Origin of the sequence: Metasolibacillus sp. FSL H7-0170, assembly GCF_038593115.1 — a bacterium.
Lineage (GTDB): Bacteria > Bacillota > Bacilli > Bacillales_A > Planococcaceae > Metasolibacillus > Metasolibacillus fluoroglycofenilyticus.
The window spans coordinates 1,563,600-1,582,451 of sequence record NZ_CP151964.1 but is presented as its reverse complement, the minus strand read 5'-3'; the positions used below and the strand labels follow the sequence as shown (position 1 = coordinate 1,582,451).

Genomic DNA, 18,852 nt, shown 5'->3' with positions numbered 1-18,852 from the left:
TGCTATTTTCAGACAACTCTTTATTCTTTTAATTTCTAAAAGAGCGAGTAAAGTAAAATTTTCGATTGTATTAGTAATAAGATTTACCCTTTCTAGATAGTTCAATTTAAGCATGCTTAAAAAAGTATAGCAATTGTAAAAATTAAAAACGGTGATATGACAAATAGCCTTGCTGTGATACAATTGGAGTATAAAAATAGGGGCTTTAAGAGAGGGGCGAGCGACCTTGGATCATAAAGGTATTTTATTAGAAAGTGGTACTAATGAATTAGAAATCGTTGAATTTGAAGTGGCCAATAATAAGTTTGGAATTAACGTTATTAAAGTGAAAGAAATCATTCAACCGATACCTGTCACATTTATTCCACATGCTCACGCGCATGTAGAAGGGATTATTCAACTGCGCGGTGAGGTGCTGCCTGTTGTCGATATGTTAAAGGTATTAGGGCTGAATCATTTACAACATGGTCCACAGCAAAAATATATCGTTGCGGAGTTTAATAAGCAGCGCGTCGTATTCCATGTGGACAATGTGACACAAATTCATCGCATTTCATGGAATCAAATTGAAAAGCCGTCCGATATGTATCAAGGTGGAGTTTCGCAAGTTATTGGTGTTATTAAGCATAATGATGAGATGATTCTACTGCTTGATTTTGAAAGAATTATGGTAGATATTAACCCAGATTCAGGTATAAGCGTGGAGGCAGTGAAAAAATTAGGTAAGCGCGAACGTTCCGAAAAGAAAATTATTATTGCGGAAGACTCACCATTACTGCGTAAGCTCCTGCATGATACGATGCATGAAGCTGGCTACGATAATATTGATTTTTTTGAAAATGGACAAGACGCTTTAAATTATTTAGAAGCGTTAGCTAGGGCTGGCGGAAATATCGCTGAACATGTACAGCTAGTCATTACAGATATTGAAATGCCACAGATGGATGGACATCATTTAACGAAGCGAATTAAAACACATCCTGATTTAAAGATATTACCTGTTATTATATTCTCTAGCTTAATTACAGATGATTTGCGACATAAAGGAGATCAGGTTGGTGCCGAGGATCAAATTTCAAAGCCAGAAATCGCAGAGCTAATTTTACGTGTAGATCAATTTATTTTGTAGTGAGCACCTATCATTGATACGTAAATGAAAAGTCGGATGCTTACATAAAGGTATTCCGACTTTTTTATCTTGATAAAGCGGTAATTTTACGGCAAGTAACCGTAGAAGCACATCATTTTGGTATATAAAGCAAGGCGAAAGGTACATAATTTCTAGTGGTTGTTTCAAACAACGAACTTCTCCTCAGTGTAGTGAAAAATGAACTTACGCTTATTTTAAATTTGAAAATAAGCTGTTAAACCTAGTGTTTATCCCTTTTCAAAGAACCCTCTTGCAAGTGAATTCTTTGAAGCAGCACTACCAAAAGTATCCAAAATGCAAGCTATCCCGGCTTTTTGGACATCTACATTAACAAAGACGTAGTAGATTCAAATGACGAATCAAAAATAATTGACGGATAAGTAGCTATTTCGCATAAAAAATGTTAAAGCATATGACGAATAATTTGAATAGATGAAAAGGAGCGAGATTTATGAAAGATATGCGAACAGCGATTATTGATATTGGTTCAAATACTGTCCGTCTCGTTATGTATCGTTATAGCAAGGATGAAGGTTTACGAGAATTCGGAAATATGAAAAAGGTTGCAAGACTGCGTACATATATTTTACCAAGTGGCGAAATGTCTGAGGAAGGCATTCAATTATTACAGGATTTATTGCAGTCATTTAAACAAATTTTAGAGGATTATAATATTAAGGACATTAAAATTGCGGCAACTGCTGCAGTGCGTCAGGCGACGAATAATACGGAAATTGTACAAAGAATGCAACAGCAGCTTGGAATGACGGTGGATGTTTTATCGGAGGAAGAGGAGGCATACTTTGGCTTTCTAGCTGTTGTTAATTCAATGTCTACACCATCAGCAGTAACAATCGATATAGGCGGTGGTTCTACAGAAATTACTTTATTTAAAAACAAAAAGCTACTTAAAACACATAGCTTTCCATTTGGAACAGTATCGCTCAAGCAAAACTATGTCAAAAACACAATTATTACGGAGGAAGAAAAGAAGCGATTGCGCAGTTTCCTACGTCAGCAATTTATGTCATTGCCATGGATTGTGGATGTGACTTTACCCATTATCGGAATCGGGGGAAGTAGCCGGAATATTGGACAGGTATATCAGCAAAAAATAGATTATCCGATTTCAGACGTACATCATTTTGAAATGACGAAGCAAAATATTGACACATTGAAATTGGAGCTTGGAAGTATGAGCTATGAGCAACTGAAAAACTTAGATGGCCTATCTGCAGATCGCGCGGATATTATTGTGCTTGCACTTGAAGCATTTGCCGCATTAATGGAAGTGGTGAACTCGAAGCATTTCCAAATAAGTAAAAAAGGCCTGCGTGAAGGCTTAATTATTAATCGAGTTGCAGGCAGTAATGTGACCGCCTTCGATAAATATAATGTATTTAATATTAATGCTCGCCGCATCGCCTTTGAGTATGGGCGCTCCGAAGAAGAAGTCATGCTACTAAGTAATTTAGCAGAGCAATTATATCGAGAGGTCTGTCATTTAGAAGTGTTTCATTATAATGAAGCCCATTTGGAGCTTATTAAACGTGCCGCCAAGCTATATGCGATAGGCGAGTATATTGAGCTTGATTCAGCAAGCCAGCACACATTTTACTTAATTGCCAATCAGGCTATACCAGGGATAACACAAATAGAGCGAATGAAAATAGCGTTATTAGCTTCTTATAAAAATAAAGAGTATTTTGAGCGCTTTGTACAGCCGTTTTTTAACTGGTTTTCCAAGGAAGAACAGAAGGATTTACGTGATTTCGGCGCAATTTTAAAGTTTGTTTATGGCTTGAATATTTCGAAAAGAAACGCGGCTAGCAGAGTGACACTCGAAAAAACAGATGAAGAAATCGTCTGTATCGTCACAACAAAGAGAAACGCTGTTGCAGAGGAATATCAAGCGAATAGACATAAAAAGCATCTTGAACGCTTATTTAAGTGCGATTTAAAAATTAAATTTGAAGTGGAAGGGTGGAACGAATAATGCCAGCAAATTTTAGTACAGAGCAAATGAATAATAATCATGAAAATGTAGATACTAACATATCGAACGAAGCTTTACTTGAAGAGATTAGCAAGCCTGAATATTATAATAATCGCGAGTTAAGTTGGCTAGCATTTAATGAACGTGTACTAGAAGAAGCAGAAGATATTACGAACCCACTACTTGAACGTTTAAAATTTTTAGCCATTTTTAGTTCTAACTTGGATGAGTTTTTTATGGTGCGTGTAGCAGGTCTGCAAGATCAAGTAAGAGCAGGTTTTCATAAGGCAGAGAATAAATCTGGTTTAACACCTAAAGAGCAATTAACAAAAATTGCCGAGCGCACACAGGCATTGGTTCGTCGTCAAATGGAAGTGTATCGCCACCTAATTGATGAGCTGCTGTCGAAAGAAAATGTTTTTATTCGCGATTTAAAGTTATTGACTAGTGAGCAAAAGAAATACATTCATGAGCTATTCGAAGAAACGATTTTCCCTGTACTGACACCAGTTGCAGTAGATGCTTATCGTCCTTTTCCAACTCTTTTAGGTCGTACACAAAACCTGCTTGTTATGCTAGAAAATAACAATGATACAGAGTTGGAGCATTTCGATAAAGTTGCCATCGTTCAAGTGCCATCTGTGTTAGAACGTGTTATTCAAGTACCTAGCAATAATGGTGAGACGGTGTATGTCTTGCTTGAAGATGTGATTATGAGCCAAATTGATAAGCTGTTCTATGGCTACAAAGTGAAATCCTCACAGGCTTTCCGTTTAACTCGTAATGCGGATTTAACAATTCACGAAGAAGGCGCACAAGACTTATTAGTGGAAATCGAAAAAGAGTTGAAGAAGCGCAAGTGGGGAGTTGGAAGCCGTCTAGAAGTTCGAGATGGTGAAATGGCTGACGATGTGCTTGAATATTTATTAGAGGAATTTGAAATCGAAGAATCTGACGTATTTAAAATTGACGGACCACTTGATTTAACATTTATGTTTTCCTTTGTTAAAGCTATTTCTGAGGGGCGCGAACATTTAATGTACGAAAGCTTTATTCCACAGCCACCACAGGATTTAAGCTCCGAGGAGAATTTATTCGAAAAGGCTCTAGTGCAAGATTTATTTTTCCATCATCCGTATGAATCATTTGTGCCGATTGTTGATTTTATTACAGAAGCAGCGAATGACCCATCCGTTCTAGCAATTAAACAAACATTGTATCGAGTAAGTGGAAACTCTCCAGTTATTCAAGCGTTGAAGCAGGCCGCAGAAAACGGCAAGCAGGTAACAGTTTTAGTAGAGTTAAAAGCTCGCTTTGATGAGGAAAATAATGTGCATTGGGCAAAGTTACTTGAGCAGGCAGGCTGCTTAGTTATTTATGGGATGAATAATTTAAAAACCCATTCTAAAATTACATTGGTTGTGCGCAGACGACTTGGGAAAATTGAGCGCTTTGTGCATTTAGGAACAGGAAACTACAATGACGCAACAGCTAAAATTTATACGGATATGGGCATTATTACATCGCATAAAGAATTCGGTATTGATGCAACGAACTTCTTTAATTATTTAAGCGGTTATACGGAAAAGCCACAATTCCATCATTTAGTTGTATCGCCTTATGATATTCGAGATGAATTTATTAAGTTAATTGATGAGGAAATCCGTAGTCATAAAAAGTACGGCAACGGCTCTATAAAAGCGAAAATGAATTCATTAACAGATAAGGACTTAATGGTGAAGCTTTATGAGGCTTCAATAGCGGGAGTGAAAATTGAGTTAATTATTCGTGGTATTTGCTGCTTGCGTCCAGGAATAAAAGGTGTGAGCGAAAATATTTGCGTAACGAGTATTGTCGGACGCTTTTTAGAGCATTCACGCATTTTTTGGTTCCATCACAACGGGGAAAACAAACTATTTTTATCGTCTGCAGATATGATGACGCGCAATATGGTGAATCGTGTAGAAATTTTATTCCCAATTTATTCAATGGATATTAAACAACGCATTATGGATATTATGGACTTGCAATTAGAAGATAATCAAAAGGCGCGTATTCAAGATGCAAATGGCAAATATCATTATAAAGAAGGATATACGGGCGTAGAGCGCATTAACAGTCAGGAGCTATTTTTAAAAGAAGCGATTGGTACAGTCAAACTTGAGGAATAGGCAGACGCGAAATAACATTTGTCTGGAGGATTCGAGAACAACATGATGAAGCAGAATATGAGCAATTTGCTCGAAAGAATTATTCAACTAAATCCATTTGATGCAATTGTAGTTTTACAACATACTGAGCAACAATATGTTGTTCAGTGTGCGAATTGTAAAGCAGTCCATTTATTTAATTGTTCATTTAACGAGGGAATGGATGCCGAGCAGTTTTTTCATCAAATAAATTGGCCTGAAGTAAAGCAGTTCATTTTACAAAATGACCAAGAAATAAAAAGAATTAGAATTGATGATGCAGAAATAGCGGTTGTATTACAAACAATTATAGAGCAGGACGAGGAATACATTGTTGTTATTATGCGCTCTTTAGTTGCATCACCGATTATAGATGAACAAAGTTTGCATATTATGGGCTCAGCCTATTACGATGAATTAACAGAGCTTTACAATCGACGTGCACTAAATAAGCAATGGACAGATGATGATAATTTCAAAAAAACATCGAATATTGCATTACTACTTGTGGATTTAGACCGCTTTAAAAAATTTAACGAATCTTTAGGCAAACAGCGCTCAGATCAATTATTATTTGAGGTTAGTGAACGCTTTAAAGGCTTGCGTAGTGAGTATTGTGAAGTGTTTCGACATAATGGGGATGAGTTTGTAATCATTTTCCATTATGAAGAGTTAGATGAAGTAGAGACGATTGCATACAATATTTTACAAAGTTTGCAAGAGCCGTTTATTGTAGATAATCAAGAATATTTTATTACTGCTTCAGTAGGAATCTCCTTAGCGACAATTGAAGAAAGAGATTTAGATATATTGCTTCATCAAGCTGATCAAGCTTTGTTCTATATGAAAAATAATGGAAGAGGACATTATTGTTATTATAGTGAGGAATTAAATCATTATTTCCCTAACGAAGCTCTAATGGAAGCCCATTTACACAGAGCAATTGAATTAAACGAATTTACGATTTATTTTCAGCCACAAGTGAATTTAGAAACAAATAAAATTGATAGCTTTGAAGCACTTATCCGCTGGAAAAATAGGAAATTTGGTATGGTATCACCAGCTCAATTTATTCCAATTGCTGAATCTTCTGGTCTGATTATTAGTATTGGTGAGTGGGTTTTAGAACGCGTTTGCCGATATCAAAAAGAGTGGCGAGAGTGTGGCTTTAAACCGGTGCGCATCGCTGTTAATATTTCACCAAAGCAGTTCAAGCAAAAGGATTTTGTAAATCGCGTTGCAGCATTATTAACAGAGTATAATATTGAACCACGCTATTTAGAACTTGAAATTACGGAAAGCTCCATGTCAGATTTATATGAAACAACATCTATTTTACGTCGCTTAAAAGAGCTCGGTGTATATGTATCGGTTGATGACTTTGGTACAGGCTATTCATCGCTCAGCTATTTAAAGGAGTATCCAATCGATATTATCAAAATAGATCAGTCGTTTATTACAGATATTGAGAAGGATCAAAAAAATAAAGCGATTGTCGAAACAATTATTTTATTAGCCCAAAACCTAGGGCTAGAAGTGATTGCTGAAGGCGTAGAGGAAACTGCACAGGAGCAATTTTTAAGGGAAAGCAACTGTCAAAAAGTGCAGGGCTACTTGTACAACCGCCCATTACCAGCTGAGCAAATAGTGGAGCAATATTTTCACTAAACTGTTCAATTTAAAAGCAATAATAAAGCTAGGCAGACAAATTTCAAATGAGATAGGCCTAGCTTTAACTTCTTTCAACACATGTATTCTGCAACGAGATAAAATCAATTTCAATGTGTGTCCAAACACCCGCTATCAAAGAGGAACCAATCTAAGAACATCGCATACTAGCATAACGACTAAGTGAGCATAAGCTCCGGCGGATGTCACAGATTTTGAAGAAAGGCTGCGTGATGCAGGTCAGTTAACTGCTGACATATGTGGAGGTGGTCTTCCACCAATTTAGCTCAAAAAATCTGAGTAAGAGTTAGCTGAGGCATAATTGATAATTGCAGTATATTTTTGGATTTGCCCGTAGTAATATATAAGTAAGTGTAGCAAATAAATTTTTTGTTGCACAAAATATGAATGATAATTCATTCATTATCTATTACAAGGGGGCGTATGTATGTTACAGCATAAAACAATTATTATTACAGGTGGCTCTAGTGGGATGGGGCTAGCTATGGCAAAGCAATTTGTACAAGATGGGGCAAATGTCATTATTACAGGACGAGATGTAGAGCGCTTAACAAAGGCAAAGGAAGAAATAAAAGGCTTTGGCGACACTATCGAAATATTTCAAATGGATGTTCGCGAGCCGGAGCATGTGAAGGCAATGTTGTCCTTCTCAATTGAAAAATTTGGACAGGTAGATGGACTTGTTAATAATGCGGCGGGGAATTTTTTAGTGAGAGCTGAAAATTTATCACCAAATGGCTGGAAGGCAGTAATCGATATTGTATTAAATGGTACTTTTTATTGTTCCTCTGAACTAGGTCGCTACTGGATTGAAAATAATATTAAAGGCTCCATTCTAAATATGGTTGCAACGTACGCATGGGGAGCAGGTGCAGGGGTTATTCATTCCGCTGCTGCTAAAGCAGGTGTCTTATCATTAACGCGCTCTCTAGCAGTTGAATGGGGGGGACAATATGGCATTCGCGTAAATGCCATTGCCCCAGGACCAATTGAACGCACGGGTGGAGCTGATAAGCTTTGGGAATCGGAGGAGCAAGCACGACGTACAATTGAATCTGTACCATTAAAACGTCTTGGCACGCCAGAAGAAATTGCTAATTTAGCGACATTTATATTATCTGATAAAGCAGCGTATATGAACGGTGAATGTGTCACTTTAGATGGTGGCGCGTGGTTAAATCAATTTCCGTTTTAGGTGAGAATTAACACTTTAGACCTACTTTGAAAATTGAATAAATTTTAGCTGGATAAGCTCATACTAAATGAAACGAAAGGAGTGTTTCTGTTGGGCATGTGGCTTTATCCAGCTATTTTTGTCGGTGTACTCTTGCTTGCTTGGAGTTATTATGCAACGGTGCGTATTGCAAAAGAAACGGAAAGACAGTCTACTATTGAAGACACGCCAATAAATGAGGCAATAAAAGACCATCCATTTCTTTTAAATCCGATTATCGTTATGTATTTTATTATGAACCTGTTTCTAGGCATTATTATATTTTATTACTGGGCAACTACTGGCTCTTACTGAGGGGATGTCTGAAAAGCAACCTAACACGCTGCTTTTCAGACATCCTATTTTTACATGGCAACTTCTCCGACCTTCACATAGTCATAATGAAATAAAGTGTGATATGATAGTAGTAAGGGTGCGATTCTAGTGAAAGAACGCAAAAAGGAGTTATGATGTCATGATTTCAATTAATAATAAAGCTATACTTGAGATGCCAATTGCTGAATTAGTCATTCCGGCGGAAAAGGTTGCGCATGTTCAAAGTGGCAACAGTGCAGAGCATGCCCTGTTAGTTTTGACAAAAACAGGTTATTCATCGGTGCCAGTGTTAGATGTGAAATACCGATTACAAGGTTTGCTTAGTACGAAGATGATTACAGAGGAAATTTTGGGACTAGAGCGTATTGAATATGATCGACTTGGGTCAATTCGAGTAGAGGATGTCATGGATCAAGACGTTGCCTATTTAAAAATAACGGATACATTTCGACGAGCATTAGATTTAGTAATTAATCATGCTTTTCTATGTGTAATAGAGGAAGATGGGACATTTGCCGGCATTATGACGCGCCGAGTTATTTTAAAACAATTAAAAAAACATATCTATTCAAGTGAAATATAGGCAGAAATCGGGGGTGTCGGGAGAGAAAGTTTTCCTGACACCCCCTATAAGTCTACTTAAAGAATTAGGGGTGAAACGATGACCGCGACGGAGGCTGAAATTATTAAAATATTAGCGGAGGAGCGCAACATGAGAAAAGCGGCAGAGCGTTTATTTTTAACGCAGCCAGCACTATCTCAAAGACTACAGTCGATTGAAAAAGATTGGGGCATACAGCTATTTTTGCGTTCTCCAAAAGGCTTATCCCCGACACCGGCTGGTGAGCTTGTTATTCAATATGCGATTGATTCAATTGCGAAGCGAGAGGAAATTTTCGAAATGATTCAGGCACTAAATTCGAAAGTCCATGGTACGTTAAAAATCGCTTGTGCATCTATTGTAGGGCAAAATTGGCTACCGAAAGTGTTGAAGGATTTTGTCACTCAATATCCAGATGCGAAAATTTCGTTAATGACAGGTTGGAGCTCAGAAATTGTGAAGGCGCTTTATGAGGGCGAGGCACATGTTGGCATTGTACGTGGGCAAGTTGATTGGAAGGGCAAAAAACTGCATTTATTCCGAGACATGATGTATTTTGTGGATACTGAGATTACGAACTTAAAGGAAATTGAAACGACAGACCGCCCATTCATCCAATTTAAAAGTGACTCAAATTACTATCAGGAAATTCAGCAATGGTGGCAGCGACATTTTCATTCCAATCCCCGCCATCAAATTGTCGTCGACCAAATTGAGACATGCAAGCAAATGGTAATGAACGGTATTGGTTACGCAATATTGCCATCCATTACACTGAATGGCGCGGAGCATATGAACAAAATGCCGTTAACAAATACAGAAAACGATTTAGGGCTAACACGAGATACATGGTTGATTGGCTATGAATCTTCCTTTGAGTTGCGCCAAGTAGCTGCATTTGTAGAAGTCGTGCAAGACCATGCAAGATGCTTATATGAATATAAGTGAGAAAGCGTCCAAAATGCCGTGCAATAGCCAGCATTTTGGACGCTTTTAATGATGTTTTGATAAAATATGCGGTTAGTTTTTTGAACAGCGGCACTTTTTTAGGTCCAAAGTAGCGATTCGCTCATAAACTATGAAAATTCGCTCGTAAAACACTTAAATTCGCTCACAAAATCTCAAAGGATTTCAGTGGAGTTTTGATAAAATATATGCCCATTAAAAATGTTTTTATATTGACAAAAAAGTATTTATATGGGAATATCGGGCTGTGGGAATTTTTGGCCAATATTCATCACTTTAATGAAAATTTTAAGTTTTGAAAATTATCAATGTATGGAGGAGAATTTATGAGAAAATTTAAAATGTTAAGTTTGAGTTTAATCACAGCCTTCACATTCAGCGTGCCTACAACACTTTTAAGCGTTCAAGCTTCTGAAAATTTAGAGCAGGAAATAGCGCCAGTAGCAGATACAATTTTCGTTTCAAGAACTCTAACAACATATACAACAGCCCTATGGGTAACTGAGTCTAGAAATGGAAAAACATATTCAGGCTATATTTATTATAACGGTAAAATAGATATATATGGACGATATATTTTAGAGGGTTACATCTCTGCAGGTCCACATGTAGAACCATACGTTCTAGAATTTGATTAATTTATAAACGATTAAACTTTTAATATCCTCTTTAAGTATTCATTATTGTCAAACAACATAGCTTAAAGGGGATGTTTTATAAATAGCTAAAAAATCCGGGGGGGAATAAATGAAAGCTGTGGTCCATTTTATTATGAAGGGAATCATGAAAAGCAAATATACTTTATTTCTACCAATCATAATCATTGTATTAATCATTTCTTTATTCATCATTAATCAGACTCAATCAGGAACAACTCAGCGAGAGCTAGAAGAAACCTTTCAAAATCGAAAAATCACTGTGGATTTTTTAATTGGGAGGGCGCTTGGCAAAGAAAGGCATGTTGGCTTAACAGCAGAGCAGCGACAATCACTAGCGAGTTTGCTAATACAGGAGGAGCACTTAAAGGAAATTTCAAACAAGCTTAAGGAAAATGATTTAGAAATTGCTTCAGCACATCTAGCCTATATAAATGAATATGAAAAGTATATTCATCTTGATTCCATTCCTTACAATAATAAAAATTTATTAGAAATTGAACAACGGAAGGCCGAAAAATTGATAGAACATGGTTTGCCTTACACGGAGCAAATGGCACCATTTAACACAGCATTGTTTACAAAACAGCTATTCCAACTATTATTCAGCCCTGTGACAGCCTTATTATTTCTGCTCATTTTTTGCTATAAATATTTGTTTGATAGGGAGAATCGATTATTCGATTTTTTTAAAATGAATTCTTTATCTTCTACAGTAGCACATTATAGTTACTTAATTCCTTTTTTACTAGCTATGATTATGTACATAGTGGTAGCAGGCGCTTTATCATTATTGCCACCACTCATCATGGGCAATATAAATACGCTTTATTACCCAATTGAAGTAGCTGTTGGGACTTCTATCATCATGGTACCTGTATGGAAGTGGTTAGTTTTCCTTCCGATTAGCTGGAGTTTTTTTGTTGTATTATTATTAATTTTGGCAATTTGTTTACTAAAACAGCGTGTTTCTTTAGGCATGACCTTAGCGTTTATAAGTATGCTACTGATTATCGGCTATGTTACTTCACTACATTATGGTTTTTATATGATTAACCCAATTCACTTACTAATCTCATATGAAGCAAATTTATTGACTACCCATCGTTATATTAGCTATTTAATAGGGATGTTTACCTTACTTATCTTAAGTTTTATTATTTCTTATCCAGTTATGAAATCGCAATGGATTCCTTTCAAAATAGCTACTTTTTATATGAACAAAAAACAATACCACTTCCAAAATAGGTGGAAGCTTATCCAATTTGAACATTTGAAAAAGAAACGTAAAGGGCATATTCTATTAACACTCATCCTGTTATTTGGTATTATGGGTGGTACTGTCGTTGTAGTGAATCAGCAATTTCAAGCAATTCCTATAAAGGCATTGAGCACAATTGAAGGTTTCCAAAACTTCTTAATCGAACTTCGTACAAGTTGGGAAATATCTGAAGAGGATTTTGAATTGGAAAAGGAAATGCAACTGCAATCAGGTGAAGAAATAGAAGCTTTAGAGAAAAATCCTTATACTGCTATCGTTAATGATTTGAGTGATAGCTACAATATGTTGGAAAATTTAAAAAGCGAGATTGATTCTCATGATTTCCCTGAAAAATTTAGGGCAGCATTGAAGTCATTAGATGCACCAACATATAAAGAAATAGATGGTGCATTATGGACTGTAACTGTGATGGCATCTGAAGAACAGCAAAATATTTTAGATGAAAAAGGAATAACAGCATGGCCACTTGGGCATCAATGGATTTCTAATTTTAATACTCCAAGCAATGCAACTAGTAGTGATCAGTATAAAGCATTGCATCTCTTGGAGGAGAGAAATACAAAATACGGAAATAGTAGCTTATTTTCCATCTATAAATATTTAGATTGGAACATCATGCTATTCGTGTTAGCCATTTTCGTGCTATTACTATGGACAGCAATGTCTGATGAAAGGCAATGGAATCTGTCAATTAATTTTTTAGCTACGAAGCCGATTCGCTACAAATACATTTATATGACGAAATGGTTGTATAATATTGTAATTGCTTATAGCTTGTTATTGATAAGTGGTGCTTGTATCTTCTTCCTAAGCACTATGATTGGTGGTTTAGGCGAATATGAATATCCTATTTTAGTCTATGCAACGGATAAAATTCACGATAATTATTTTTATTCAATAATAGATGACACCTCTTTTTACTTTGAAAATTTATCCACATTAATTTTAAGAAGTAGTTTGTTAATTGTTGCGCAAATTTTCTTTTTAAATAGCTTGTTTAGCTTGATTGGAAAATGGATGAAAAATCATTATGCCACAATTATTATGACAATAATTGTAGTAGCTATAGGTTATTTTTTGGCAAACCATTATATTGCTATGAACGGTATGCACATCAATCCGTTCGTTTATTTCGATACATGGAATATTGTGGATGGTTGGAAATCTATTTTGGCAAATGATACAAAAGTGAATTACCTTAATGGGAGTATTATTTTGCTGATTGGCGGAAGCATACTGTTTTGTATAGGACTTCTATCTAGCAGGAAGGGGGCATTATAATGGTATTACAAGTCAATGAATTGGTAAAAAAGTATAAAAACAAAACTGTCCTACAAAATATCTCCTTTTTTATCAATGCAGGAGAAATTATCGGTCTCGTTGGGCCGAATGGAGCAGGGAAAACTACTTTAATGCGCTCTATACTTGCATTAGAGGATATTGAAAATGGCAAAATTACAGTGAAAGATATCCCTAATACTCAGCCTGATTTTTTTAAATATGTTTCTTTTTTACCGAGTGATAATTACTTATATATGCACCTAACTGGCTATGACCATTTATCTTTTGTAGCAAATATTTATAACTTAGGGCAAAAGGAAATAAATGAGGTCATTGATTTAATCGGTATGCGTTCCTATGTCAATCAGCCTGTGAAATCATACTCCTACGGAATGAGACAGCATCTATTCATTGCTTTAAGCATATTAACGAAGCCACTTATTATTTTAATGGATGAGCCATTTAACGGGCTTGATCCAACGAGTATTATTGAGTTAAAACAATTAATTCGCACATTACATTCACAAGGAATAAGTATTTTTATATCAACACACAATTTGGATATATTAGAGGATTTAACAAATACAATTTGGTTTATTAAAGATGGGGAATTGTTTACAAAGGATATTATATCAAGCATAGATGCACGGTATGAAATTGAATTTTCATATAATCACAGCATAGAGCAACTGCTAGAAAATATTCAACTTCCTTTCCAAATGAATGGCAAACTTCTACTTACAGACCCAGCATATAGTATGGAAAAATATCTTGAATGGCTATTAAAAAATGGTGCACAAATTAATTCAGTCAATCGTAGTAAACAAAATTTAGAAGATGTCTATAGGTATTTTTACGATGTGTAATTCTGACATTTTGGACGCTTTTAATGATGTTTTGATAAAATGTACGGTTAGTTTTCTTTGAACAGCGGCACTTTTTTAGGTCCAAAGTAGCGATTCGCTCATAAACTATGAAAATTCGCTCGTAAAACACTTAAATTTGCTCATAAAACTTCAAAACTTGTTTGGAAGCTGAATCAACACTTCTCGTAGCGTCCCAAAAGCCTTTCAGTAGCTGGCTTTTGGGACGTTTTTCATGATATTTTTTTGTGCTTCTACTTTTCCTCATGTAACAAAGTACTTCACCGTTCGTCTAATAATATAAATACCAATTCGTTATTTTCATTATGAAAATGAAGCTTTTCTTAAGAATTTCTGAAAATTTCATAATAATTGGAACTAATGGGGTTTAAAAACGTATAATTATTGATAGTAACCAATGAATATGAAGAGGGGTTGAGCTTTTGAGACGTGTAAAAATAGCGGCATACATACTCGTAGTGATGCTGATGGTTAGCTTGCTTTTACCAGCTGGACAAGCTAGCGCGGCACCAGCTTTAGAGGTGGATGCGAAGGCAGGCATTAACGGTAAGGCGAAGCATATGCAGCCTGCACCTTTATATGTAACAGTTAAAAATACTGGAGATGATTTCAACGGGGATATGGTTGTCAATGCGTCGTATTCCTATGAAGCAGCCTCAGCCCTTGTTATCCCTATTTCGATAGCAAGTGGTGAGGAAAAGACATTTGAATTATATTTGAATGGCTTATCAGATTATAGTTATTCTGAGGAAGAAATATTCACCTTTTTTGAAGGCGGGATTGAAAAGGATAAGAAAATAAAATATAAAGGAACAAAGCGACTACAAACGAATTTTTTAGACCCGATGTCGACATTTGTTTTTACTGTAACGGATAGCAGTGATCGCTTAAGTGAATATTTAAAACTATCGCAATTTTCACCAAACTATCAAACGGAAGTAATACACTTGAATCAAATCAAAGGGTATTCATTGCCTGAGGATGCATTGGGCTTAGCGATGGCCAATATTATTGTCTTGGATGAAGTGTCCGTTGCAGATTTATCACAAAAGCAGCAGCAAGCATTGTTAAAGTGGGTGCAGGATGGCGGCACACTTGTGATTGGTGCGATGGAGCAAATAAATACGGCGGCAGGCATTTTTCAAGATTATTTGCCATTAACATTATCGAATGAAATGCTGACGGTTTCGGCAGAGACATTGTCAACATTATCAAATGGTGGAACTTTTACAGATTCAATTCAAGCATATGCAAATACTCTAAATAATGATAGTACTGCTGTGCTTGCGGATGAAGGAACAGTTTTAGCTGCTAGGAAAAAAGTTGGTAGTGGTGAAGTAATTCAAACAGCGTTTTCATTAGGAGACCAACCACTTGCATCGATGGATGGCTACGCAGCATTAACGGCGAAAATGTTAAACATTCAGAAGTTTTCTAATTATAATTCGGGAATGTATTATCAATCACCATTTGAACAAATTATGTATGACTTACGCTCAGTGAACGAATTATTCCCATCATTTGAGGTTTCAATGGGCTTCACATTGATTGTCATTGTTATTTATATTATTTTAATTGGGCCTATTCTTTACTTTATTTTAAGAAAATTTGATAAGCGTGAACATGCTTGGTGGGTTATTCCTGTAATATCTGTTGTTGTGTCAATAGCGCTCTTCATTATAGGGGCACAGGGGCGTATTATGCAGCCGCAAGTACAGCAATCTGCCGTTTATAAAGTAAACGAGGATAATAGTTTAAATGGTTACTATATCGAATCCATCTTAACAAATCGTAGTGGTGATTTTGTCGTCAATACAAATAATAATACATCGGCAATTGCTATGCGCAATTATGGTGGTGGTTTTGCAGGTGGTCGTTCAGGTAATTTATATGAAAACTCGTATATTAAGGAACACGCAGATGGTACGACGTTAACAATGCGCAATTTAAGCTATTGGTCTGTACAATCATTTATGGGTACAACAACTGCGCAAGATGTTGGAAAAATGGATATTGATTTAACTTTAAAAAATGAAAAAATTACAGGGACAATTAAAAATAATTTCCCATTTGATTTAAAGGATGTAATGCTACATTCGGGCTTAAAGGTAGTAAATTTAGGTGATATTGAAGCGAATGGTACGCTTACTGTCGACAAAGATGTGAAATTAACAACATTGCAAAAGCCGACCTACTACAACCGATATAATTATACTTATCCAACAGCGAAAGAGGATATAGACCCTATTCGAATTGAGCGTTTACAAGCGATGACAAGTACTGTAACTGAACAAGAGGAGCAACCGATCATTAGCGCATGGGCAGAGCAAGCACTTGTAGGTGTTGAGCTTGAGACTGGTGCTAATATGTCGACGATTTCTTATTTCGTACAGCCCTTTGAAGGTAAAGTAGAGTTATCAGGACCATTTACAATAAAGCAAAGTAACTTAAATTATGAGCTACTTCCTCTAGCGGTAAATGGCTATTACGAGCTATATGATAAACAAGTGAATAAATGGTATTTATCTGATGGCACGTATGAATTAATCGTTTCATTGCCACATAATTTTATGCAGCATATTGAGCGACTAGATGAAATTCATATTGCTAATAAAGATACGATTAATATGAAGCTAACGGTTTGGAATAACAGCACAAATGCCTATGAGCCTTTGGAAGAAGCGCGTACGGCAATAACAGCCAATGCTGACGATTACATTAATGAAATTGGTGAAATTCGTTTAGAGCTTGCATTTTCAACTAATCAGGGGGCACTTGAAACGACATTACCGAATGTTGAGCTGAAGGGAGTGGCGAAATAATGATTGAGATTCAAAATTTGACGAAAAAATACGGCTCCTTTATCGCTTTAGATCAATTAAATTTGTCATTAGCAGAGGGAACTGTGTTCGGTTTTGTAGGCGCAAATGGCGCAGGTAAATCAACAACCTTCTCCATTTTAGCAACATTGCTTTCACCTACTTCGGGAGATGCTATTATTAATGGAAAGAGCGTCGTAAAGGAACCGAAGGAGGTGCGTAAGCAAATTGGCTATATGCCAGACTTTTTTGGTGTATATGACCAGTTAAAGGTAGATGAATATTTAGACTTTTATGGTGCAAGCTACGGCATTCAGGTAGCGGAGCGTGCGCTGTTAATTCCACAGCTATTAGAGCTGGTCAATTTAACGAGCAAGCGCTATGAATATGTTGACTTATTATCGCGTGGTATGAAGCAGCGATTATGTTTAGCAAGAGCCTTAATTCATGACCCTAAGGTGCTTATTTTAGATGAACCGGCATCTGGACTAGACCCACGTGCAAGAGTGGAAATGCGCGATATTTTGCGCAATTTAAAAACGATGGGGAAGACAATTTTAATTTCCTCGCATATATTACCTGAGCTGGCGGAAATGTGTGATGAAATCGGTGTAATTGATAATGGGAAGCTGATTGCACATGGAAATGTAGCGACAATTCAAGCGCAGCTACAGGGTGAAAAGCGCATTGTGGTAAAAGTGACGGACCGTCTAAATGAAGTGCGTGCTTTTTTAGAGGAAGACCCGCAAATTTCTACAATTGATATTATTGAAAGTAAGCTGGAACTTGAATTTAATTACCGAGGAACTGATGCGGAGCAGGTAGCATTGCTAAAGAAGGCAATTTTAGCAGATTTACCGATTTATGCTTTAACGGAAGAAGAAAAAGACTTGGAGGATGTCTTCATGGCAATTACGAAAGGAGCGGATGCAGAGTGATGGAACGCTTATATAATCCAGTATTTGTAAAGGAGCTGAAATTGCGCTTCCGTTCCTTTAAAAGCTTCTCAGGTTTAATGTTTTATTTGGCAGTATTAGTGATTTTTATTGCAGGCTTCCTATTAATTACAACAGGCTTTACAGGCAAGGGCTTCTTCAGACCTGATACGAGCTTTGCGATGTTTGCCGTGCTAACAATTATTCAAATGGCGCTTGTTTTATTTATTACACCGAGCTTAACAGCAGGTGCAATTAGCAGTGAACGAGAAAAGCAAACATTAAATATTTTATTAACGACAACACAAAGCTCCACGCAAATTGTAGTAGGTAAATTATTATCATCAGTGTCGTTTCTTGTATTAATGCTTATTGCAGGCTTGCCTTTATATAGCCTAGTTTTCTTATTTGGTGGTGTATCGCCATCGCAAATTGCTTCTATCTTTTTGTTTTATTTATTAACAGTTATAGCAGTTGGTAGTATCGGCGTGATGTTTTCGACAATTACGAAAAAAACAATTGTCGCGATGATTGCTACATATGGCTCCATCATTTTTTTAGGAGGCATAACAGCATTTTTCTTCTTCGTCACGATTGCGTTTAGTCAAATGATGGTCCCAACAGGCACATCGAGTTCCTTTATGGCTTATTTATGGGCAGCAATTAATCCCGGTGCTTTAATACTGACATTAATTGAGCCAGAAATGGGCAGACAATTAGCGGAATTGTCAGGCATTAAGCTACCTGTTTGGGTAACGTATTTAATTTTTTATAGTGTGATTATTTTATTTACTTTAACGGTTGCAATCAAAAAATTGCGTGCCAATATGAAGAGCAATCGATAAGGAGGAATGG

Annotated in this window: 14 protein-coding genes; all 14 read left to right on the top strand. The window is 36.4% G+C overall.

Translation table 11 applies throughout. The annotated features are described in order from the left end of the window. The first annotated feature begins 226 nt into the window (after nucleotides 1-226). The 14 genes from MHH70_RS07505 to MHH70_RS07440 all read left to right on the top strand — a co-directional run bounded on the left by MHH70_RS07505 (nucleotide 227) and on the right by MHH70_RS07440 (nucleotide 18,842). The gene (locus MHH70_RS07505) at nucleotides 227-1,129 is read left to right on the top strand and encodes a chemotaxis protein (protein WP_066169515.1); all 903 of its coding nucleotides are present in this window, start codon (nucleotides 227-229) and stop codon (nucleotides 1,127-1,129) included. Nucleotides 1,130-1,601: 472 nt separating this feature from the next. Beyond that, nucleotides 1,602-3,146, top strand: a complete 1,545-nt coding sequence (locus MHH70_RS07500) for a Ppx/GppA family phosphatase (protein ID WP_342472952.1) — start codon at nucleotides 1,602-1,604, stop codon at nucleotides 3,144-3,146. Nucleotides 3,147-3,172: 26 nt separating this feature from the next. Then, on the top strand, nucleotides 3,173-5,317 hold the full coding sequence (locus MHH70_RS07495; RefSeq protein WP_342473171.1) for an RNA degradosome polyphosphate kinase: 2,145 nt from the start codon (nucleotides 3,173-3,175) through the stop codon (nucleotides 5,315-5,317). A gap of 42 nt (nucleotides 5,318-5,359) precedes the next feature. Beyond that, complete coding sequence (locus tag MHH70_RS07490) at nucleotides 5,360-7,003, top strand: bifunctional diguanylate cyclase/phosphodiesterase (RefSeq protein ID WP_342472951.1); 1,644 nt, start codon at nucleotides 5,360-5,362, stop codon at nucleotides 7,001-7,003. Nucleotides 7,004-7,451: 448 nt separating this feature from the next. Further along, nucleotides 7,452-8,219 carry a 2,4-dienoyl-CoA reductase gene (gene fadH / locus MHH70_RS07485; RefSeq protein ID WP_342472950.1) on the top strand — a complete coding sequence of 256 codons (768 nt, stop codon included), beginning with the start codon at nucleotides 7,452-7,454 and terminating at the stop codon, nucleotides 8,217-8,219. A gap of 90 nt (nucleotides 8,220-8,309) precedes the next feature. Further along, the gene (locus MHH70_RS07480) at nucleotides 8,310-8,552 is read left to right on the top strand and encodes a short-chain dehydrogenase (RefSeq protein ID WP_066169527.1); all 243 of its coding nucleotides are present in this window, start codon (nucleotides 8,310-8,312) and stop codon (nucleotides 8,550-8,552) included. Nucleotides 8,553-8,712: 160 nt separating this feature from the next. Further along, nucleotides 8,713-9,156, top strand: coding sequence for a cyclic-di-AMP-binding protein CbpB (cbpB, locus tag MHH70_RS07475; protein WP_066169530.1), 444 nt, complete (start codon nucleotides 8,713-8,715; stop codon nucleotides 9,154-9,156). Between the two features lie 78 nt (nucleotides 9,157-9,234). Beyond that, nucleotides 9,235-10,122, top strand: a complete 888-nt coding sequence (locus MHH70_RS07470; RefSeq protein ID WP_066169532.1) for a LysR family transcriptional regulator — start codon at nucleotides 9,235-9,237, stop codon at nucleotides 10,120-10,122. Between the two features lie 344 nt (nucleotides 10,123-10,466). Then, on the top strand, nucleotides 10,467-10,778 hold the full coding sequence (locus MHH70_RS07465; RefSeq protein WP_342472948.1) for a hypothetical protein: 312 nt from the start codon (nucleotides 10,467-10,469) through the stop codon (nucleotides 10,776-10,778). A 109-nt stretch (nucleotides 10,779-10,887) separates the two neighbouring features. Then, nucleotides 10,888-13,359: a hypothetical protein gene (locus MHH70_RS07460; RefSeq protein WP_342472947.1), complete on the top strand. Its 2,472-nt coding sequence runs from the start codon at nucleotides 10,888-10,890 to the stop codon at nucleotides 13,357-13,359. Continuing rightward, complete coding sequence (locus tag MHH70_RS07455) at nucleotides 13,359-14,225, top strand: ABC transporter ATP-binding protein (protein WP_342472946.1); 867 nt, start codon at nucleotides 13,359-13,361, stop codon at nucleotides 14,223-14,225. Before MHH70_RS07460 ends, MHH70_RS07455 begins: the two co-directional genes overlap by 1 nt. Nucleotides 14,226-14,665: 440 nt before the next feature. Beyond that, nucleotides 14,666-17,065 carry a hypothetical protein gene (locus tag MHH70_RS07450; protein ID WP_342472945.1) on the top strand — a complete coding sequence of 800 codons (2,400 nt, stop codon included), beginning with the start codon at nucleotides 14,666-14,668 and terminating at the stop codon, nucleotides 17,063-17,065. After that, a complete protein-coding gene (locus tag MHH70_RS07445) occupies nucleotides 17,065-18,000 on the top strand; it encodes an ABC transporter ATP-binding protein (protein WP_066169538.1) in 936 nt (311 codons plus the stop codon). Before MHH70_RS07450 ends, MHH70_RS07445 begins: the two co-directional genes overlap by 1 nt. Further along, on the top strand, nucleotides 17,997-18,842 hold the full coding sequence (locus MHH70_RS07440; protein WP_082799091.1) for an ABC transporter permease: 846 nt from the start codon (nucleotides 17,997-17,999) through the stop codon (nucleotides 18,840-18,842). Before MHH70_RS07445 ends, MHH70_RS07440 begins: the two co-directional genes overlap by 4 nt. Nucleotides 18,843-18,852 lie beyond the last annotated feature (10 nt).